Annotated in this window: 21 protein-coding genes and 1 riboswitch; of the genes, 12 read left to right on the forward strand and 9 right to left on the reverse strand. The window is 54.7% G+C overall.

Going from position 1 to position 19,966, the window contains the following annotated elements; translation table 11 throughout:
• The first annotated feature begins 68 nt into the window (after nucleotides 1–68).
• The gene (locus MHH78_RS21930; protein ID WP_036729137.1) at nucleotides 69–887 is read left to right on the forward strand and encodes a helix-turn-helix domain-containing protein; all 819 of its coding nucleotides are present in this window, start codon (nucleotides 69–71) and stop codon (nucleotides 885–887) included.
• 3 nt (nucleotides 888–890) lie between these two features.
• Here the strand turns inward: MHH78_RS21930 and MHH78_RS21935 are convergent, their stop codons facing one another.
• Complete coding sequence (locus MHH78_RS21935; protein WP_036729140.1) at nucleotides 891–1,106, reverse strand: hypothetical protein; 216 nt, start codon at nucleotides 1,104–1,106, stop codon at nucleotides 891–893.
• Nucleotides 1,107–1,346: 240 nt separating this feature from the next.
• On the opposite strand from MHH78_RS21935, the gene MHH78_RS21940 reads away from it, so the two are divergent.
• The gene (locus MHH78_RS21940; RefSeq protein WP_036729143.1) at nucleotides 1,347–2,027 is read left to right on the forward strand and encodes a TIGR00266 family protein; all 681 of its coding nucleotides are present in this window, start codon (nucleotides 1,347–1,349) and stop codon (nucleotides 2,025–2,027) included.
• Between the two features lie 94 nt (nucleotides 2,028–2,121).
• Here the strand turns inward: MHH78_RS21940 and fur are convergent, their stop codons facing one another.
• Complete coding sequence (fur, locus tag MHH78_RS21945) at nucleotides 2,122–2,595, reverse strand: ferric iron uptake transcriptional regulator (protein ID WP_036729146.1); 474 nt, start codon at nucleotides 2,593–2,595, stop codon at nucleotides 2,122–2,124.
• A gap of 287 nt (nucleotides 2,596–2,882) precedes the next feature.
• Between fur and MHH78_RS21950 the strand changes: the two genes are divergently transcribed.
• Both MHH78_RS21950 and MHH78_RS21955 read left to right on the forward strand, forming a co-directional pair.
• A complete protein-coding gene (locus MHH78_RS21950; protein WP_341168805.1) occupies nucleotides 2,883–3,458 on the forward strand; it encodes a hypothetical protein in 576 nt (191 codons plus the stop codon).
• Between the two features lie 114 nt (nucleotides 3,459–3,572).
• A complete protein-coding gene (locus MHH78_RS21955; RefSeq protein ID WP_076074628.1) occupies nucleotides 3,573–4,247 on the forward strand; it encodes an S-layer homology domain-containing protein in 675 nt (224 codons plus the stop codon).
• 709 nt (nucleotides 4,248–4,956) lie between these two features.
• Here the strand turns inward: MHH78_RS21955 and MHH78_RS21960 are convergent.
• The 4 genes from MHH78_RS21960 to MHH78_RS21975 form a co-directional block, all read right to left on the reverse strand.
• Complete coding sequence (locus MHH78_RS21960; RefSeq protein WP_341168806.1) at nucleotides 4,957–5,706, reverse strand: amino acid ABC transporter ATP-binding protein; 750 nt, start codon at nucleotides 5,704–5,706, stop codon at nucleotides 4,957–4,959.
• A gap of 18 nt (nucleotides 5,707–5,724) precedes the next feature.
• A complete protein-coding gene (locus tag MHH78_RS21965) occupies nucleotides 5,725–6,393 on the reverse strand; it encodes an amino acid ABC transporter permease (RefSeq protein WP_076074928.1) in 669 nt (222 codons plus the stop codon).
• Nucleotides 6,393–7,247, reverse strand: a complete 855-nt coding sequence (locus MHH78_RS21970) for an amino acid ABC transporter substrate-binding protein (RefSeq protein WP_341168807.1) — start codon at nucleotides 7,245–7,247, stop codon at nucleotides 6,393–6,395. Before MHH78_RS21970 ends, MHH78_RS21965 begins: the two co-directional genes overlap by 1 nt.
• A gap of 272 nt (nucleotides 7,248–7,519) precedes the next feature.
• On the reverse strand, nucleotides 7,520–9,040 hold the full coding sequence (locus MHH78_RS21975; protein WP_339313968.1) for a DHA2 family efflux MFS transporter permease subunit: 1,521 nt from the start codon (nucleotides 9,038–9,040) through the stop codon (nucleotides 7,520–7,522).
• Nucleotides 9,041–9,190: 150 nt separating this feature from the next.
• Between MHH78_RS21975 and MHH78_RS21980 the strand changes: the two genes are divergently transcribed.
• The 7 genes from MHH78_RS21980 to thiE all read left to right on the forward strand — a co-directional run bounded on the left by MHH78_RS21980 (nucleotide 9,191) and on the right by thiE (nucleotide 15,109).
• Complete coding sequence (locus MHH78_RS21980) at nucleotides 9,191–9,847, forward strand: TetR/AcrR family transcriptional regulator (RefSeq protein WP_341168808.1); 657 nt, start codon at nucleotides 9,191–9,193, stop codon at nucleotides 9,845–9,847.
• A gap of 66 nt (nucleotides 9,848–9,913) precedes the next feature.
• Nucleotides 9,914–10,016, forward strand: a riboswitch (TPP riboswitch).
• Nucleotides 10,017–10,149: 133 nt separating this feature from the next.
• Nucleotides 10,150–10,920, forward strand: a complete 771-nt coding sequence (locus MHH78_RS21985; protein ID WP_341168809.1) for an ABC transporter ATP-binding protein — start codon at nucleotides 10,150–10,152, stop codon at nucleotides 10,918–10,920.
• Complete coding sequence (locus tag MHH78_RS21990; protein ID WP_340992645.1) at nucleotides 10,901–11,677, forward strand: ABC transporter permease; 777 nt, start codon at nucleotides 10,901–10,903, stop codon at nucleotides 11,675–11,677. The genes MHH78_RS21985 and MHH78_RS21990 overlap by 20 nt, the downstream gene beginning before the upstream one ends.
• Nucleotides 11,674–12,768, forward strand: coding sequence for an ABC transporter substrate-binding protein (locus MHH78_RS21995; protein ID WP_341168810.1), 1,095 nt, complete (start codon nucleotides 11,674–11,676; stop codon nucleotides 12,766–12,768). Before MHH78_RS21990 ends, MHH78_RS21995 begins: the two co-directional genes overlap by 4 nt.
• 18 nt (nucleotides 12,769–12,786) lie before the next feature.
• Nucleotides 12,787–13,593, forward strand: a complete 807-nt coding sequence (thiM, locus tag MHH78_RS22000) for a hydroxyethylthiazole kinase (RefSeq protein WP_341170359.1) — start codon at nucleotides 12,787–12,789, stop codon at nucleotides 13,591–13,593.
• 26 nt (nucleotides 13,594–13,619) lie between these two features.
• Nucleotides 13,620–14,447 carry a bifunctional hydroxymethylpyrimidine kinase/phosphomethylpyrimidine kinase gene (gene thiD / locus MHH78_RS22005; RefSeq protein WP_341168811.1) on the forward strand — a complete coding sequence of 276 codons (828 nt, stop codon included), beginning with the start codon at nucleotides 13,620–13,622 and terminating at the stop codon, nucleotides 14,445–14,447.
• Entirely contained in the window at nucleotides 14,444–15,109 is a 666-nt protein-coding gene (gene thiE / locus MHH78_RS22010) for a thiamine phosphate synthase (protein ID WP_341168812.1), read from the forward strand. Before thiD ends, thiE begins: the two co-directional genes overlap by 4 nt.
• A 369-nt stretch (nucleotides 15,110–15,478) precedes the next feature.
• Here the strand turns inward: thiE and MHH78_RS22015 are convergent, their stop codons facing one another.
• A complete protein-coding gene (locus tag MHH78_RS22015) occupies nucleotides 15,479–16,039 on the reverse strand; it encodes a GNAT family N-acetyltransferase (RefSeq protein WP_341168813.1) in 561 nt (186 codons plus the stop codon).
• A gap of 198 nt (nucleotides 16,040–16,237) precedes the next feature.
• On the opposite strand from MHH78_RS22015, the gene MHH78_RS22020 reads away from it, so the two are divergent.
• Entirely contained in the window at nucleotides 16,238–18,046 is a 1,809-nt protein-coding gene (locus MHH78_RS22020; protein ID WP_341168814.1) for an ABC transporter ATP-binding protein, read from the forward strand.
• A 92-nt stretch (nucleotides 18,047–18,138) separates the two neighbouring features.
• On the opposite strand, the gene MHH78_RS22025 is transcribed toward MHH78_RS22020, so the two are convergent.
• Together MHH78_RS22025 and MHH78_RS22030 are read right to left on the reverse strand one after the other, a co-directional pair.
• Nucleotides 18,139–19,077, reverse strand: a complete 939-nt coding sequence (locus MHH78_RS22025; RefSeq protein ID WP_076074601.1) for a hypothetical protein — start codon at nucleotides 19,075–19,077, stop codon at nucleotides 18,139–18,141.
• 95 nt (nucleotides 19,078–19,172) lie between these two features.
• Nucleotides 19,173–19,868: a pseudouridine synthase gene (locus MHH78_RS22030; protein ID WP_076074599.1), complete on the reverse strand. Its 696-nt coding sequence runs from the start codon at nucleotides 19,866–19,868 to the stop codon at nucleotides 19,173–19,175.
• Between the last annotated feature and the right edge of the window lie 98 nt (nucleotides 19,869–19,966).

The raw sequence follows: 19,966 nt of genomic DNA on the forward strand, positions 1-19,966 counted from the left end.
TAATAAAATGAATAATATGATTAAAACATGAACAATCTGCTTATCATTTATTAGACTAGGAGGGACTCATGACAACATCTGCCGCTTGCCACATTCTATCCGCCGGATTCTCCTTCCACCGCAAACCATTTCATATGTCACGCAGCGAGGGTGTACAGTATTATCTGCTGCGGCTCCAGACTGAAGGGCGCAGCCGCACCAGGGAGAACGGAGCCATTACGACCGTTGAGAGCGGTGATCTCATGCTGTTCGCACCGAATGACCCCTATTACTTGAGTATCGACAAGGAAGTCTATCCCGTCGGCAAGCCGAGGATCGAGAGCGGCGACTATCATATCTTTTGCAGCGGCCCATGGATTGAAGAATGGTGGGGACGCAAGCAGCGTCCGGCGGTACTCCGCCTGCCGATGAGTGATCATATTCTCGGCCTCTTCCGCCAGCTTGTGCTGGAGCAGCGCCGCTTATCGGACTCCTCACCGGATATCTCTGCTTGTTATCTGCAAATTCTATGTATGGAGATTGACCGGCTGATGATTGATCAGCCCGCGATCTCACCGAAGGCTTATCTGGCTTACCGGATGAAGCAGTACGTGGAAGAGCACGCCTCTTACGCCTTCCGGCTGGAGGATGTGGCCGCACATGTGGATATCTCGGTCTCCCGGGCGGTTCATCTGTTCAAGGAAGCCTTCGGCACCACGATTGTTAAATATGTAAATGATGTACGGCTGGATATGGCCCGGGAAAAGATTACGTTCAGCCCCATGCCGCTGGAGCATGTCTCCGAGACCTGCGGTTTTGCGAACTATACCTATTTCCACCGGATTTTCCGCAGCCGGTTCGGCATGTCGCCCAAGGAGTACCGTATTCACAGCAGGGCACAGGTATAAGTATTACCCCGCTGCTCCCAGGCATGCAAAAGGAGCGCCATCATGGAAGATCCGCTCCTTGTGTTTGACCTTATTCAGTTGCTGGCGTTTGCCGGGTGTAACTCTGACATGCTGGGAGATGGCCCCGTAATCCTGATTGAGTCTGCGGTTTCTTTCTGCACACCATGTGCCTGAGCGCTCTGCCTTAAGCAGCGCCTTCTGCGTTCTTGTCCGTGCCATAAGCGGCGACACTCCTTGTCAATCGTATATTCAGTGCGGCTGCACTGTCTGCTTCATTTTAACACAATATCCTGATCACTGCCCGGTACTCTTCACTATAATCATCTGTTACTGCATGTTAGCTCCTTGTTGCCTAAAGCGCGGCTTGCAGTAGAACAGCCTGTTACAGTATCCTTGAGGAGCAAGCTACATACCTGTGATCATAGGAATACAACCGGAAGAATGAGGAGGAACACTATTATGAAATATGATGTGCTGTATGACGGCGCCTTCGCCATGCTTAAGGTCCTGCTGGAGCCGGGCGAGAGCGTTAAGGCGGAGATGGGGGCGATGGTCGCCATGTCACCGAATGTGGAGCTGCGGGGTACCGTGGACGGCGGAATTATGCGCGGCCTGGGCCGCATGCTGAGCGGGGAGAAATTCTTCTTCCAGGAGCTGACCGCCACGCGCGGACAGAGTGAGGTGCTGCTCTCACCCGGTTCTATCGGGGATGTACAGGCCATTGAGCTGGACGGGTCGTACAAGCTGATCGTACAGAAGGACGGCTTCCTGGCGGGAACCCAAGGCATTCAGGTCAATACCAAGATGCAGAATCTGACCCGCGGCCTGTTCTCCGGCGAAGGCTTCTTCATTCTGGAAATCAGCGGCAGGGGCACCGTCTTCCTCTCCTCCTTCGGAGCGATTCACGCCATTAACCTCGGACCGGGCGAAGAGATGATCATCGATAACGGACACCTTGTAGCTTGGCCGGACTATATGGATTACAAGGTGGAAAAAGCAGCCTCCGGCTGGCTGAACAGCTTAACCAGCGGCGAGGCCCTGGTCTGCCGGTTCCGCGGCGAAGGGGTGATCCTGGTTCAGACCCGCAATCCCGGCAGCTTCGGAACCTGGATCAAATCCTTCGTTCCGAACCGCTCCTAGCAGCGGCATTTCGCAGATTCCGTAACTTCTTAATATTTGCAAGAAGGCGCAGGCTGAACTTCAGCCCTGCGCCTTCTGTGCGTTGCAGATGTGCTTATGAGACGGCGCGGCAGTCCTTGTCGCCCTTGCAGCCGTTCTTTTGACAGCTATTATAGGTGCCTTTGAAATCGAGACGGTGATCAGTCACACTGAAGCCATATTCACGGGCTACCCGCGCCTCCAGCTCCACCAGCCAATCATCCTTGATCTCTTCCAGCTTACCGCATACATTGCAGATCAGGTGATGATGCATATGCACATGATCGTCGTCGCGCAGATCATAACGGGCGACCCCGTCGCCGAAATTCATTTTTTGCACAATATGAAGTTCACACAGCAGCTCCAAGGTACGGTAGACGGTCGCCAGCCCCAAATGCGGGTAACTGCGCTTGACCAGCATATATACCTCTTCCACGCTTAGATGATCCTTCTCATTATCCAGCAGCACCCTCACTATCGCCTCACGCTGTGGTGTAAGCTTATAATTATGAGCCGCAAACTGCTGGCTGATATTTGCCACTCGGTTCACCCGGGTTCCCACCTTTCCGGAAGCAGAACAATTCCCGCAGAATAATTAGTAATCGTTACGATATAAGCATAACAAACTTGCCCGTCAAAAAAAAGTCCTGACACCAGTATAACACCACTTGCCCGTAATAGCCCCCCTCTGCCACTCCACGCATAGATAATATTTCTGCCGAAACCGGGTCCGCCCATTCCGAAGTGCCCGCTATCCCCATACTCTATATCAAGATCACATGAAACCTATAGGTGCTTATATTGAAACGAATATGTAAAAAAGTGAGGATGATCCGGATGGCGAAAGTACAACCTAAGCAGACGCAGCGGCTTGTAACAGCCCGTGTACTGCGCAGCGTAGCTGCGGCCATGCTGCCGTTCTACCGGAAAATTGCCGGAAACCGCAGTTATGCCAGGCAATGGACAACCGCGATTGTCACTGCCGACCTGGACCTGATGGGCAGCTTGCTCCACAGTATCCCCGCACTTGCGGATGCGGAGAATTACGGAACGAACGGGATCGGTTATTTTATCTCTTTTCCCTTTCCGCTGCCGGTTGCCTTCTATACCAATGGCACGACGATTCCGCCGGGAACCGCTCAGTTCACCTTCAATACAGACGCCCACCGCTGCATAGCGCGTTCCATCATCCCGCTCTACCAGGAGCTTGCGGTTAACCGGAGCTTCGCGGAAGCGATGGCTGCCGCCATCCGGCGTAAGGACAACCGGGCGGTAAGGGCGATGGTCCGCAGCCATGTGAAGACAACGTCACTGAAATCCGTAACGATTGAAGAAAGCGGAATAGCACTGCTGTTCAAGACCCGATTCAGCCGGTACCCCTACCGCAATCTGCTGTTTCAGGAAATGATGTAGCTGACCGGACCTGTAGAACGGGATTCATTCGCTTGCAACCTTTTCTGATCTCATTACGTTAGAGGAGTTGATACAGGCCAAACGGCCCAACCCTATAATAGAGGTGGAATTCAGATGAGTATGAAAAAAAACACGATCGCAGCTATTACAGCAGTAACCCTCCTTTCCTTCTCTCTTGGCGGACAAATTTTCGCAGCCGGCAGTAGCTTCAAGGATATCGGCCAGGTGAGCGGTAAGGATAAGATCAACTCTCTGAAGGAGCAGGGCCTGATCAAAGGAATCTCCGACACCCAATTTCTGCCGGCATCCACAGTAACTACAGCGCAGGGGATACAGTTTATCTCCGGCGGTCTCCAGCTTAGCCTGGCAGCGATTGATTTCAATAAGGCACCACAGGCAAGTGCGCTGTTCTCCAAAGTAAAAGACAATGCCTGGTACGCCGAAGCCTTCATTAATGCCCATTATAATGGTGTGAATATCCCGGCCAATATCGATCCGGCCAAGCCGATTACCAAAGAGCTGTATACCAGTATGCTGGTTCAAGCCGTGGAAAAGGCCGGTAACCTGCCGATGATCAATCTTGTCCCAGTTGAACTTACAGATGCAGACGCGCTGGACCCTTCCTATCAGGGCAGTATTCAGCGGGCGCTGAAATACAAGATCACTGCCCTCGATGCCAGCGGCAAGTTCAATCCGAAGAGCACTATTACCCGCGCTGAAGCAGCAGTAATGCTGTATAACACGCTGGATTACTTGAAGTCCGTTAGCGATGGCGGCACACAGAAGTAAAGGAAGTTAGGTTAGTTCATACCGTTCCCCCGCGTATGATAGATCAAAGGCTGTCCCGGAAGCCGTTACGGCTAGGGGCAGTCTTGTTTTTTTGACAGGAAGTACGTAGGCTTATTGTGAAATGAAATATTAGGACCCCCTGTTTTTTATTGTATTTGTAATGGAGTATAAATTACGGCGACGCTTAGGAGCACGCTCCGCAAACGGAATGTTGTTCCAATCGCTCTTGCATCCAGATTTTTTTCATTCCCCTAATCGGTGAAAATCCGGATACAAAGGCGACCGCTCCGCTGTTTAAGAGGGGAATTACAAACACGGATTCAAGTGCACTTCTTCGTTTACGTTTGCCTACCACCTCATCTTCGCGTAAACACAATGTATGCTGTTTTCCACATACATTTGGCCCATAGGCCTGCTTGCGAACACAATGTATGCTGTTTTTCACATACATTCGGTCCATATACCTGCTTGCGAACACAATGTATACTGTTTTTCACATACATTTGCTCCATATGCCTGTTTGCGAACACAATGTATACTGTTTTTCACATACATTTTGTCCATATGCCCGTTTGCGAACACAATGCTGTTTTCACATACATTTGGTAACACTTTATCCGCAAAACAGTAACTATAATTCCCTTCAAAACAATAAAAAGACAGACCAGGACTCCCCTCCCGGTCTGCCTTAATATACTCCTTCCCGCAATCACTCTTCCCCGCTGAGCCGGTTCAGGAATTGAAGTGCGCGCGGGTTCTTCGTCTGCTCCAGTACCTCCCGGGGGGTTCCCTGCTCCAGAATGACTCCGTTATCCATCAGGATGATCCGGTCGGCCACATCGGCCGCGAATTTCATCTCATGGGTGACGATGACCATGGTCATGCCTTCCCGGGCCAGCTGCTTGATGACCTTCAGCACCTCGCCGACCAGCTCAGGGTCAAGCGCTGAGGTCGGCTCATCGAACAGCAGCACCTCCGGTGAGACCGCCATGGCGCGGGCTATCGCTACACGCTGCTGCTGGCCGCCGGACAGCTGATGCGGATACGCATCTGCCTTGTCTGCCAGACCCACCTTGTCCAAGAGTGCCAGCGCCTTGCTGCGCGCTTCCTCCTTGGAACGCTTTTGCACTGTGACCTGTCCCTCCATGACATTGCCGATCGCCGTCATATGCGGGAACAGATTATAAGACTGGAACACCATGCCTGTCTGCTGGCGCAGGGACAGTACGGTACGCTGTGGAATTTTGGCGCCCGGGGTGAAATCCAGCTTAAACGTGTTCAGCGTAAGACTGCCCTTGTCAGGGGTCTCCAGCAGGTTGAAGCAGCGCAGCAGCGTGGTTTTGCCGGAGCCGGAAGGTCCGATGATGACCATGACCTGGCCGTGTTCAACGGCGAGATCCACACCTTTTAGCACCGCAAGCGGCCCGAAGGACTTATGTAAATCGCGTATTTCAATCATGCGTATGCCTCCTTCACCTTAACTGGCCGAATACCGGTCCAGCCGCTTCTCCAAGTAATTCTGCAGCGCCGACAATACGGAACAGAACAGCAGATAGAACAACGCCGCTTCGCAATACAGCAGCAGGGGTTCATAGGTTGTCGCCACAATCTGCTGGGCTTTTCGGAAAATCTCAACATAAGTAATACTGGCCGCAAGCGAAGTATCCTTAACCAGGCTAATAAAAGAATTCGATAACGGCGGAACCGACACACGGGCCGCTTGAGGCAAAATCACCCGGCGCAGAGCCTGCTTCCGGCTCATCCCCACCGAGAACGCGGCCTCCCACTGGCCTTTGTGGATAGACAGGATGGCAGCCCGGACAATCTCGGAGGAGTAGGCCCCAACACTGAGCGTGAACCCGATGACAGCGGCGATGAATGGATCAAGCACAATCCCGGCGGCGGGCAGTCCATAGAAAATAATAAACAGCTGCACCAGCAGCGGCGTTCCCCGAATCACCCAGACGTAGAAGCGGGCGATCAGCTTCGGAAGCCTCCAGGAGGACAGCCGGGCAAGTGCCGTAATTACAGCCAGCAGTAGGCCCAGGATGAATGATACCAGTGCTAACGGAAGGGTAAAAGCCACCCCTGCTTTGAACAGAGGCAGCAATGAATCGAGAAATATTTGTATTTGGCGGTCATCCATCATTTCGATACGTCAGTGCCGAAGTACTTCTCGGAGATCTTAAGGTAGGTTCCGTCGCTCTTCATAGCGGTCAGTGCTTCGTTCACAGCCTGCACCAGCTCGTCATTCCCTTTCAGGAAGACTGCGGCACTATGCGAGCCTTCGGCAATCTCATCCACCTGCTTGATCTTGACATCCGGCTTCTGCTTCTTCAGATCTAGGAAAGACAAGCCGTCATTGACAGTGGCGTCAATCCGTCCGGAGAGCAGCAGATCAATCGCCTGGTTGAAGCCTTCGGTAGATACGATCTCGGCACCGTTGTCTGTGGCGATTTTGCCGAGGTTGCTGGTGAGCGACTGGCCAGCTTTTTTACCCTTGAGATCAGCGAATGTCTTAATATCCTGATTATCCTCCGGCACAATCAGCACAGCCTTGGAGACAATATACGGATCAGAGAAATCATATTTCACTTTGCGCTCATCGGTGATAGAGACTTCATTGAAAATCACATCGAAGCGCTTCGCATCCATCCCTGCAAAAATCCCGTCCCACTGCGTCTCAATGAACTCCGGCTTCACACCCAGGCGCTTGGTGACTTCCTCGGCAATCTCGACATCGAAGCCCGTCAGCTTGCCGTCCGCATCATGGAAGGTGAACGGTGCGTAGGTTCCTTCGGTTCCGATGCGCAGCTTGCCGCTGGCTTTGACGGTTTCCAGGCTGTTCTGCTCCCCGGAAGCTGCACCCTCTGTAGCCGCAGCCGTAGGTTCAGCCGGAGTGTTGCCGCCCGTTGCTGTCTTGTCCGTATTGTTGCTTCCGCAAGCCGCAGCCGTGACCATGGTCAGGAGCAGCATAATAGTTAGACTTAGTTTTTTCATTCGATGAATCCCCTCTCGTATCTTCTTCTCTTCAGGCACCGTAATTAGTGGCAAAATGAATCGTAACACCGGGGTGTTACCTGCGTCAATAACTTTTTCCGATTATATACATCGGATTTATATTATATTGATTTTCCATAGCTTAGCTTGCCCCAAATTCTGCTCCGGCATCAGGATATCCAGAAGAGAAATCAACACAAAAAGCGACCCTCCGGCAAAAGGAGAATCGCTGCTCTATGGAGGACATAAGCTCTGCTTCTATATGGGCATTACTATACGTGCATGATTTCCGGTGCCGCCTTTTCCTTGGAACGCTCAGCTCCGGAATGGCGGCCCCGGCGCAGCAGCAGTCCAAGGACCGCACCGCCAAGTGCGACAAACATCATAATGTGGAACGTGTCCGCGAAGCCCTGCGACAATACCGTCTGCTTAGCCAGCAGAAGCGCATCCTGCGAAGCGCCTGCGGTACTCTTTCCGGCAGCGGCAGCGGCCTCCTGCATCTCGGTACCGCGCGCCGTTGTTCTTGCCGTCAGAATCGTAACCAGCGTCGAGACGGCCAGCGAGGTAATCACCTGCTGCATCGAATTCGTCAGCGAGGTTACCCGGTTCACCAGATGGCTTGGCGCCTTGTTGAGCAGATGCGTGTTCATCGGCATCATCATCATGCCCATTCCGGCCCCGCACATGATTAGCGGAAGGATCAGGTCGCGGCTCTGCGTGGTAAGATCCACATGGGAGTACTGGAATAACGCACCGGAGACCAGACTGAGACCGCAGACCACGAGCCAGCGCACACCGATCCGGTCGAACAGGATTCCGGCAACCGGCATCATCAGCCCGGAAGCAATCGCTTGCGGCAGCAGCGTCAGGCCGGTATCAAATGCGCCGAAGCCGCGGGCCTGCTGCAGAAATTGCGGGAGCAGGAATAACGCGCCATATAAGCCGAACTGGGCAATCCACTGCACGATGATCCCTGTCGTGAAATCAACGGATTTCAGAATCCGCAGCTCCAGCAGCGGTGTCTTGGAGCGCAGTTCAGCGATGACAAAAGCGATCAGCGCCACAGCGCCCAGCAGCAGCCCGATCAGCGTCTTCTCAGAGGTCCAGCTCTGCGCGCCCTGGCTGACCCCGTAAGTGAGCGAAGCAAAAGCCAGCGGGCCAAGAACCATACCGAGCTTATCCATGCCGGGCACGCTGTTCTTCGCCGCATTCGGCAGCTTGCGCAGTCCGATCAGCACAGCAATAATGCCAATCGGAATATTAATGAGGAAGATCCAGCGCCAGGAATGGTATTCAACCAGCCAGCCCGACAATACCGGACCAATAGCGGGTGCGAACAGGACGGGAATACCCATAATCCCCATGACAACGCCAACCTTACTTTTGGGAGCCAGTCTGTACACATAGGCCATCCCGACAGGGAGCACACAGCCACCGCCAAGTCCCTGAATGACCCGGAAAACAATCAACCATTCGGCGCTGCTTGGTGTAGCGCACAGAATCGAGCCTATCGTAAACACAATTACCGCCGTCAGGAAGACCGTCTTGGCCCCGAACCGGTCAGACAGCCAGCCTGACAGTGGAATAACTGAAGCCTGAGCCAGCATATATCCGGTAACTACCCACTGCAGCGTATGCAGGTCCGTCTTGAAATCCACCACCAGCCTGGACAAGGCTACATTCATTGCCGTACTGTCCAGCACAACCATAAATACTCCGGCAATAATGGCCAGCAGCGGAACCAGAATGCTGGACAGCCGGAAATCGGCTTCCTGCTTCAAGGTCTGATCCATGTCTCTTCTCCTCCTGAGCTGTCCGCGTTCTACATTGACCTGCGGGCAGATTGTTCTATATAATGAGTGAACGGACAACTGTCCGTAAGTGCAATTCATAGTCTACGGACAATTGTCCGATGTGTCAATTCTTTTCTGAAAGGGGTACTCATGAAAAAGCCAGACACCGATGCTGCACAGCTCCCGCGCTCAGCTCCGCAAGCCATAGAATCTGCTCCGCCCGGGTCCGCCGATCCTTATGTACAGCGGATTCTTGAAGCTGCCCGCCAGTTGTTCACCGAGAGCGGTCTTGAGGCGGTCAGCATGTACAGCATTGCCAAGCGGGCAGGCATAGGACAAGGCTCCCTGTACCGCCGCTTCACGGACAAGGGTGAGATCTGTTCTGCACTGCTGAAGGGCAGCGCAGATCAATTCCTGTCCGGGCTGGAGCAGCAGGTGGCTGCCAGTGCCGGTGAAGCTCCGGCTCTCGCTCAGCTGCAGAGCAGCATTGAGCAGATTGCCGATTTCATTGAGCAGTATGCCGAGCTGCTGAATATGATCAAAGCCGAGTTCACCGGCAAGAAGCAGCTGACCCAGTTTGAGCATCCTTTTTTTCAGCGGCTGGGGGTGATGATGACAGAGCTGCTGCAGCGTGCTGCGGAGGGCGGTGAGATTATTGACATTGATCCTGCCTTTGCCGCCACGGCCTTAATCTCTGTTCTCAGCCCTGATCTGTACCTGTATGAGCAGAAGCGGCACCACTCCTCCAAGCTGGACATCTCCCGGGGCATCGTCACCTTGTTCGTGACCGGTCTGGCGAAGCGCTGACCGCCTGCTCTTTACAAGAGGGGAATTTGTGGTATATTAAGTAGCAATTACGAATTCAATAGCAACATTATTCACTAGGGGAGTCGGCCGACTGAGACGGAGCTTAAGCTCCGGACCCTTTGAACCTGATCTGGATCATACCAGCGGAGGGAAGTGGAGCAGAATGTATCAGTGGTTCCCGTCACAGGGCCGCAGCTGACTGTACCTTCCGCCCCATTCATTCCTCCGGGAATGAATGGGGCTTTTTTGTGCTCAACACAGTATCTATATCAATCAATCCAGGAGGTTTCGTACATAGTCTTATGATCAACATTAGCAATCTATCCTATGCTTTCGGGACGGGTTCGTCCCGGACCCCAGTCTTCTCAGGGCTATCCATGAATGTGCAGCGCGGCGAATTCATTTCTGTCGTAGGCGGAAGCGGATGCGGCAAAAGCACTTTGTTCAAAATCATCGCCGGTCTGCTAGAGCCGGGCAGCGGCAGAATTATGCTGAACGGAGCCGAGTCCATTACAGCAGCGAAGAGGCTGGGCAGTGTGGCCTACATGCCGCAGCAGGATCTCCTCCTCCCTTGGCGCACCGTGCTGGACAATTGTCTGCTGCCTTGGGAACTCAAGCGCAGCCGTCCCAAAGCGGCCGCTGTGGCCGAGATCCGTACCCTGCTGCAACGCTTCGGCCTTGAGGGAACCGAAGGGGCTTATCCCCAGGAGCTGTCCGGCGGTATGCGCCAGCGCGTGGCGGTCCTCCGCACCGTGGCGGCGGGGAATGATCTGCTGCTGCTCGATGAGCCGTTCGGGGCGCTTGATGCCATTACCAAGCGTTCATTGCAGCGCTGGCTGTTGGAGTTATGGGCAGAGCTGGACAAGACGGTGCTGTTCATCACCCATGATCTGGAGGAGGCTCTGCTGCTCAGTGACAGAATCTATCTAATGACGGGCAGTGGCGGCAGCGGGATGCAGGAATTCCCAGCCGGTCTCCCCCGCCCGCGTCATCACAGTCTGAACTATGAGCCGCAGTTCGCCGCCCTGCGCCAGGAATTGGAGCTGAAGCTATATGAGAACCGCCGCTCCTAGAAGATTGCTCCAGCATTACGGTCCGGCTGCCCTGCTCGCCCTGCTGACGCTTGCAGTCTGGGAGACTGTAGCCCGGCTGGGCCTGGTTCCTCCCTTCATCCTTCCGGCTCCGTCTGCGGTGTGGATGGCATTGATGGAAGAGCGCCATCTATTGTTCGGGGTACATCTGCCCGCCACACTGCTTGAAGTGCTCACAGGCTTCGCACTATCCGTGGTCTGCGGCAGCCTGCTGGGAATCGCCATGCATCTGTTCCGTCCGCTGGCCAAGGCGCTGTACCCGCTGCTGATTATCAGCCAGACGGTTCCGCTGATCGCCCTCTCTCCCCTGTTCATCATGTGGTTCGGCTACACCCTATGGAGCAAGGTCGCCGTTGTCTTCCTGACCGCTTTCTTCCCGGTGGTCATCGGCACCTATGACGGGTTGTCCAAGAACACGGACGCCTACCGGGAGCTGCTGCTGACATATGGCGCGAACCGCTGGCAGATTCTCGGGAAGGTGGGCGTTCCGCTGGCTTTACCCTCTTTTTTCTCCGGGCTGAAGCTGTCGGCTGTGTACTGTGTGATTGGTGCAACCATTGGGGAATGGCTTGGGGGCAGCCAGGGGCTGGGCTATTTCAGCCGCAGAATGGCCGGGAATCTGCAGAGCGCCAAGATGTTCGCCGCTGTTGTCTTATTATCCCTGCTCGGTATCCTGCTGTTTCTGGCAGTCGCCGCGCTGGAGAAGATTATTCTGAAGAAAAGAGGACGTTATTCATGACTACTATCCGCTATACCCGTTATCTGTTGAGTGGAATATCAAAGCCAGTCAAGCTGCTGCTGCCCGCTCTGCTGCTATGTATGCTGCCTGTCCTGGCAGGCTGTGCCAATACGGACAATCCGGCGGCCTCCGGCTCCCCGGCTGCTGCACCCTCTACCTCTGAGGCCGGGGCGGGGACCGGGGCTAAAGGCGGGGCCCATAAGCTGACGATTATGCTCGATTGGTATCCCAATGCTGTCCACTCCTTTTTGTATGCGGCAGAGGCTGAAGGCTATTTCGCTGAGGAAGGTCTGGAGGTTGAGATTCAGATGCCGGCCGATACCAATGATGCGCTGAAGCTTGTTGCTGCGGGGAAGGTGGATCTGGCACTCAGTTATCAGCCCCAGGTGCTGATGGCACGGGGTGAGCAGATTCCAGTCAAGTCGATTGCCGCGCTGGTGCGTCATCCGCTGAATCATCTCATGGTAGCCGCAGACAGCGGCATTACCCGCCCCGGAGAGCTGTCCGGCAAGCAAGCCGGATATTCCTCCGTCCCGTTGTATGAAGCCATGCTGAACACGATGGTCAAAAGCGACGGCGGGGACCCTTCCTCCCTCAAGCTGGTGGATGTCGGCTATGAGCTGATCCCTGCTCTCTCCACCGGACGGGTGGATGGCATTATGGGCGGGTTCATCAACCATGAGCAGCTGATTCTGGAGCAGGAAGGCCATCCGGTCCGCTCCTTCAATCCCGTGGATTACGGGGTCCCGGATTATTATGAGCTGGTGCTGGTCGCCAGTGAGCAGGGACTGCAGGATTCACAGGGCTTTTATCAGAAATTCGTGGATGCCATCAGAAAAGGCCAGCAGTATGTAGCCGATCACCCGGATGAAGCGCTGAAGCTGCTGCTCGCCCATCAGGAGGATACCGCACCGCTGGATGAAGCCATTGAACAGCGCAGTCTGGAGATCCTGCTGCCGCTGATGGATGCCGGTTCCCAGCCCTTCGGCTATCAGGACAGCGCATCATGGGAGAAGGTGAACCAGTGGCTGAGCGAGAACGGTCTGCTGGCTGCCGAAGTGGATGTTAAGAATGCTTTTATTAATTTTTAATTACATCTTTCAGGAGGAATTCATATGTCTTATCTGTCCAAAGTACGCCAGGCGAATCCGCTGGTGCATAATATCACGAATATCGTAGTCGCTAACTTCACAGCTAATGGGCTTCTGGCCCTGGGAGCTTCGCCGTTCATGGCCGATGCCATTGAAGAAGTAGCGGATGTCGCCGCCATGTCCGGCGCGGTTGTGCTGAACATCGGTACACTGAATGAAGCTGCCATTGCTTCCATGATCGAAGCCGGAAAGGCTGCGAACCGCCACCATGTACCGCTCGTGCTTGATCCCGTTGGAGCCGGTGCTACTGCCTACCGCACGGATGTTACAGCTAAGCTGCTCCGTGAGCTTCAGCTTACTGCCCTGCGCGGCAATGTGGCCGAGGTTGCCAATGTGGCCGGGGAGAGCTGGGCCAGCAAAGGCGTAGATGCCGGAGCAGGCGAAGGCGATGTAGTCGCTCTAGCCAATAAGGCGGCGCAGAAGCTGAACTGTGTCGTGATTATCACCGGCAAGGAAGACATCATCACAGACGGCAAGCGCACTTATATCGCCAGCAACGGCCACTCCATCCTGACCCGGGTAACCGGAACCGGCTGCCTGCTCAGTGCGGTGGTGGGTGCATTTCTTGCCGTAAGCGGCGGGGAGGTGCTTGAGGCGGCTGCCGAGGCCCTCTCCTTCTACGGCGTGGCAGCAGAGCTTGCCGCTGAGGCGGCTGAAGCCCAAGGTCCGGGCAGCTTCCAGATTGGGTTCCTGAATCAATTGTCACTAGTGACCCCGGAGCAATACAGCAGCCGCTCACGGCTGAAGCCGCTCGCCGAAGCCTAGACCGTACAGCCAAAGGAGAGAACAAGATGACTAGCATACGCAAAGCGTTGACCATTGCCGGCTCTGACAGCGGCGGCGGGGCCGGAATTCAGGCGGATTTGAAGACGTTTCAGGAGCTGGGAGTGTACGGCATGTCTGCACTTACTGCACTCACCGCCCAGAATACACTAGGTGTCCAGGGAGTCTTTCCGATCGAGCCGGAGACCGTTGCAGCCCAGCTGGATTCGATCGGCAGTGATCTGCCGCCGGATGCCGTCAAGACCGGGATGCTGTTCAGTGGTGACATCATCCGCGTAGTTGCCGGTAAAGTGCAGCAGTACGGCTGGCAGCAAAAGCTGGTGATCGATCCGGTCATGGTCGCCAAGGGCGGCTCACAGCTGCTGCTCCAGGAGGCAGTACAGGCGCTGATTACAAGCCTGCTTCCTCTCTCGCTTGCCATCACCCCCAATCTTCCTGAAGCAGAGATGCTGACAGGTATGAAGATTCAGGGCCGGGAAGACCGGGAACAGGCGGCAAGACTGCTTCATCAGATGGGACCCGAGTACATTATCTTAAAGGGCGGACATGACCCCTCAGGAGATGAGGCAGTGGATCTGCTCTATGACGGACGGGAATTCCAGTATATGTCCAGCCCGCGGATTGCGACGAAGCATACTCACGGGACTGGCTGCACCTTCTCGGCTGCGGTTACGGCAGGTCTTGCGCTGGGCCATTCCATGCCTGAAGCCGTCCTTACCGCCAAAGCCTTCATTCAAGCGGCGATTGAGGATAGTCTGAATATCGGGGCCGGGCAGGGGCCGACGAATCATTTTGCTTATGGGAACCGGATGAAATCAAGGGGGTTAACGCTATGACACGGATTGACAGCGAGGATATGCGCAGACTGCTGAAGCTGTACTTCATTATGGGCAGTGTGAACTGCCGCCTCTCACCGGAGGACACTTTAACCGCTGCTGCCGCTGGGGGCATCACTCTGTTCCAGTTCCGGGAAAAGGGTCCTGCTGCGCTCAAAGGCGCCGCACTGCTCCGTCTCGGGCAACAGCTCCGGCAGATATGCCGGGCCTATAACATCCCGTTCATCGTGAACGATGATCTGGAGCTTGCCGCTGCGCTGGATGCCGATGGCATTCATGTCGGCCAGGATGACCTGCCTGCCCGGTTAATCCGGGAGCAGCTCGGTAAGCATAAGATCATCGGAGTCTCCGCACATAATCTGACGGAAGCCCGGCAGGCTATCGCGGACGGCGCCGATTATCTCGGAGTCGGTCCTGTCTATCCTACTTCGTCCAAGGATGATGCCCAGGCCGTCCGGGGAACTACTGTCATTGAAGAGCTAAGACGAAGCGGCCTGAGCATTCCTGTGGTGGGAATCGGCGGCATCTGCCTGGAGAATGCCCCACCGGTCATCCGGGCGGGTGCGGATGGTCTCTCCATCATCTCGGCCATTGCCGGAGCTGAGGATATACGCAAGACCACGCGTAGGTTCGCGCAGCTCGTCACTGCTCCTTCTTCATAATTTCAAACCAGGCACGCTGCGGGTGGAACGATGCTGGTGGAACAATGCGGGTGCCTCATGCCACGCATAGGAGTACCTCACTTTTCCATCCGTCTGCTTTGTGGCGACATATGGCGTTAACCAGGGCGCACGCACATTATGATCGGTTTTCCGATTACATTCAGCTTACGTGGCGCGCCCAATCCAATTATGATCGGTTTTCCGATTAGATTTCGCCTACGCGGCGCATCCAGTCCAATTATGATCGGTTTTCCGATTACATTTGGCCTACTTGGAGCGCCCAATCCAATTATGATCGGTTTTTCGATTACATTCGGCCTACGTGGCGCGTCCAGTCCAATTATGATTGGTTTTCCGATTACATTTGGATTACGCTCCCCCTCTGTCCCCGCGTAATCTGCCCATAACAATAGTAGAATAGAATTGTCCGTCGGCCAGCCGCTTATCTCGGCGCAGGACACCTTCGACCTCGAAGCCAAGGCTCTCATAGAGCCGGATCGCCTTGTCATTCCTCTCCAGAACCTTCAAGCTCAGCTTATCCAGACTGATGGTATCCGCCCAGATGATAGACTGCTCCAGCAGGCTCCTGCCGATTCCGTATCCCCAGAACTCCTGCAGCACCCCGACTCCGAACTCGGCCTGATGGGCCAGCCTGCGGAGCGGACTTCCTTGACATCTGGCGAAGCCCGCCAGCCTGTCCTGAACCTCGGCAACCAGGAACAGGTTCGTGCCGCTGGCCGTATCCGCCGCTATAAGCGAGCGGAAGCCCTCCGGGTCGATGAACCCTTCCCCCTGGACCCGGTCTAAATTCTCCGTCTCCCCGTCGACCTTCAGCCTCAGCGCGGACAACTGCGGGGCATCCTGCGGCGCGGCGGATCTCACCGTGTAGCGAAGCCCTTTATTTTCATATCCCTGAGCATCAATAATCATTCTGTTCCTCTCCTCCCAGTCTTAGGACTACAACCTCGTTATACGGTTCATGCCAGCCTATCCAGTATAGCATTTACATCCGGATAATCCAGGCGTATAATGCCCATGTCAGACCCTGCGCCGGATTATTTTTACATATATCGCATCCTAAAAATTCAAGCAAAGCTGGTGACCCTATTGTCGAGAGGCTTCAGAGCCATGGGACCCGGAGGAGGCTTCGGGCCTGGCAAATTAAAGTTCGATGAGGAGGAGGCGAAGCCGGATATATCCAAAGCGCTGCTATTACGCATCGTCAAATATTTCGCTCCGTACTGGAAGCAGACGCTGCTGGTGATGACCGTGCTGTGCATCTCCGCAGTGCTGGGGCTGCTCCCTCCTATCCTGATTCAGCAGATCATTGACCGGGCGCTCCCGGACAAGAATCTGCAGCTGCTCTTCCTGCTGGTTGCCGCCTCGCTGGCTACAACGGTTGTGTCAGGACTGCTCGGCGTGCTGCAGAATTATTTGAACTCTTTTATCTCCCAGAATATTGTCCATGATATGAAAAACCAGATGTACCGCCATCTGCAGAGCATGCCGCTGCAGTTCTACTCAGGCGTCAAGCAAGGCGAGGTCATTACCCGGATGACCAGTGACATTGCCGGAATTCAGGGCGTATTCAACAGCACCATCGTCAATTGTGCCAGCAATCTGTTCATTCTGATCTCCACGGCGGTAACCCTGTTCATCATGAACTGGAAGCTTGCCCTGCTAGGCATTCTGGTCATTCCCTTATTCATCGTGCCGACCCGCAAAATGGGCAATGTCCGCTGGAAGCTGGCCAAAGAGACGCAGGAGAAGATCTCGGAGCAGAATCAGATCATTGAAGAGACGCTCAGCCTCAGCGGGTACATGCTTATGAAGCTGTTCACCAGAGAGGACACCGCGCTGGCAAGCTTCCAGACCGTAAACGCCCAAGCAACACGGCTGCAAATCCGCGAATCGATGGCCGGCCGCTGGTTTATGCTGGTCCTTACCACCTTCACCAGTATCGGGCCGATGCTGATTTATCTGTACGGGGGTTATTTATTCATCCAGGGAGAGCTAAGCATTGGAGCAATTATCACCTTCGTGGCACTACTGAGCAGATTGTATCTTCCGGTTATGCAGATGACCAATCTCTATGTGGATGTGAACCGTTCGGTGGCGCTGTTTGAACGGATTTTTGACTATTTTGATATGGACCCGCTGATTGTGGATGCTAAGCTGGCTCTTCCAAGCCGGGTTGAGGGACAAGACATCGTCTTCGAGCAGGTGAATTTCGCCTACGCCCCGGACAAGCCCGCTCTGAGCGGGATCTCCTTCACGGCAGCCGCCGGATCACTGACTGCCCTGGTCGGACCCAGCGGAGCAGGCAAAACCACCATTACCAACCTGATTCCCCGGCTCTATGAGCTGGATTCAGGCGTGATCCGTATCGGCGGCAAGGACATCCGCGAGTTCACGCTGCACTCGCTTCGCTCCCAGATTGGCCTAGTCACCCAGGACACGTACCTGTTCAACGGGACGATCCGCGAGAATCTGCTCTATGCCAACGCTGAAGCCACGGAAGCCGAGCTGACGGCCGCCTGCGAAGCTGCTTACATTCATGATTTCATTCTGAAGCTGCCTGAGGGCTACAACACGGTTGTCGGCAACCGGGGAATCAAGCTGTCCGGCGGTGAAAAGCAGCGGATGTCCATTGCGCGCGTGCTGCTCAAGAATCCGCCCATCATCATTATGGACGAGGCCACCTCGTCGCTGGACACGGTATCGGAATATTACATCCAGCAAGCCATGCATGAATTGCTGCGCGGCAAGACCAGCATGGTCATCGCCCACCGTCTCTCCACCATCATGGCAGCCGACAATATTCTGGTTGTTCAGGACGGCAGAATTGTGGAGTCGGGGCCGCACGCTTCCCTGCTGGCAGAGAATGGGGTATACCGTGATTTGTACAACAAGCAGTTTCAGCGGGAAGATTCATAAGCCAATAGCGCGGCCGCACATAAAAAGGGATTCCCGGAGCAGCATCACCTGCTCTGGGAATCCCTTCTCTTCCTGTCCGCGATCAGTCCGGCTTATCGCGTAGTACGCAGCGGCTTCAGCTTGTCCATCCAGCCGCTGATTTGTTCTGCCGTGTCCGTGCTGCGCAGCAGCCGTTGATATTCGTCCACATACCCGCCGTCACCGGCAAGCTGTCCAGCCCACTCATGGAACTCTTCGAACCGTGTCAGTGCGATACTACGCTTCCCGAGAATCAGGTAGGCGTTCAGCAGCTGCTCTAACGTCTGCTCGGACGGATTGTTTTTATACTCCTGCTCACTGAGCTGAAGCTGATCGTCCGCATATCGCTTGGTAAGCAGCTTATCCGGCACATAATTCGTCCCTTCCAGCTGGTAAATGCCCATCAGCGCCGGACCCAGGGGGGATTGGCCCGGATAAGGACTGGCCAGCAGATCCTCGCTCCCGTCCTGATCCACATCCTCATAATTCACGCTGAACAGATCGTTAACGGTTACCTGCATCGTTCCGTCAATCTCCTCTACCACAATAGACGCGTACGACGGACGGTTATCCATCAGACTGAACAAGAAGGTATTCCGGTTGTTCTGTACCACCGCTTCAGCCCAGAGCTGCTCCTCCTCATTCCAAATGCCGCCGCCTTCCAGGGTAAGCCCGGCCTTCTTGCTGTCAAAGACCATTTTGCCCTCCTTAACGATGGCGAACTGTGTATAGCTGAACTCTCCCTTATTCCAGTAATACACCTGAAAAATCTGCCCGTTCAACTGAACCGCATCCATATGTACGAATCCCGAATACTCATCTGCAATCTCAGGGGACACTTCCGCAAGCGCTGCAGCAGCCGCGTCTTCCTCCTGATGCCCTCCCGGTGCTGCTGAGAGATCGGCTGCCGGGGAAGCGGTTGGCGCTGCAGACGGATCTGCTGATCTGCCATCCCCTGTTCTTGAGCAACCCGCTATGATCGCTAAGGCTATCAATAAGCTTATAATCCGCATGTAATCCTCCTAAATGTCGTGTCGTGGTAGCATGACTTCCTGTATACCCGTCCGGGAGCCCGCTTCGGAAGCCTGCATTGGTATGTGAGCTGCGGCTAACCTTCCAGTCTGGCATGAAGCTCTGCGAGCTCTTCCTCCGTCAGCCGTCTCCACTGCCCTTGCGGAAGACCGCTGAGCGTGATATGCATAATCCGTATCCGCTCCAGGCGGAGCACACGGTAGCCCAGCGCCTTGCACATCCGGCGGATCTGCAGATTCAGCCCTTGGGTCAGAATAATCATGAACTCCTGATCCGAGATCCGCCGGGTGAGGCATGGCTTGGTCCGGGTCTCCAGAATATCTACACCCGCTGACATCTCCGCCAAAAAGTCTTCCGTGACCGGCTTATCCACGCTCACCCGGTATTCCTTCTCATGACTATGCTCGGAACGCATCATCCGGTTGACAATCGACCCGTCATTGGTCAGCAGAATCAGCCCTTCCGAGTGCTTGTCCAATCTGCCGACGGCAAAAATCCGGGATGGATAGTTGATATAATCTACTATATTCCCTTCCACATGCCGGGCGGCTGTACAGGTAATGCCTACCGGCTTGTTCAGCGCCAGGTAGACCCGCTCCTCCCGGTCTGGAGTCACAGTAATTCCGTCTACAGCTACCGTATCTCCAGGCTCCACGCTTGCTCCAGGCGTACAGACCTGCCCGTTAATCGTGATCCTTCCGGCGGCAATCAGCCGGTTCGTCTCTCTGCGCGGATAGACACCGGTCTCACTGATATATTTGTTAATTCTCATGAAGTACCCGCTTTCAGGTCCTACATATGAAAGAACACCTGATTCACATAGCCATCAGATGTTGCCTCCAACCTATAACCCTTATATTTGGTAATTAT

It is taken from the genome of Paenibacillus sp. FSL H3-0333 (assembly GCF_038002805.1).
Classification (GTDB): domain Bacteria; phylum Bacillota; class Bacilli; order Paenibacillales; family Paenibacillaceae; genus Paenibacillus_AQ; species Paenibacillus_AQ silagei.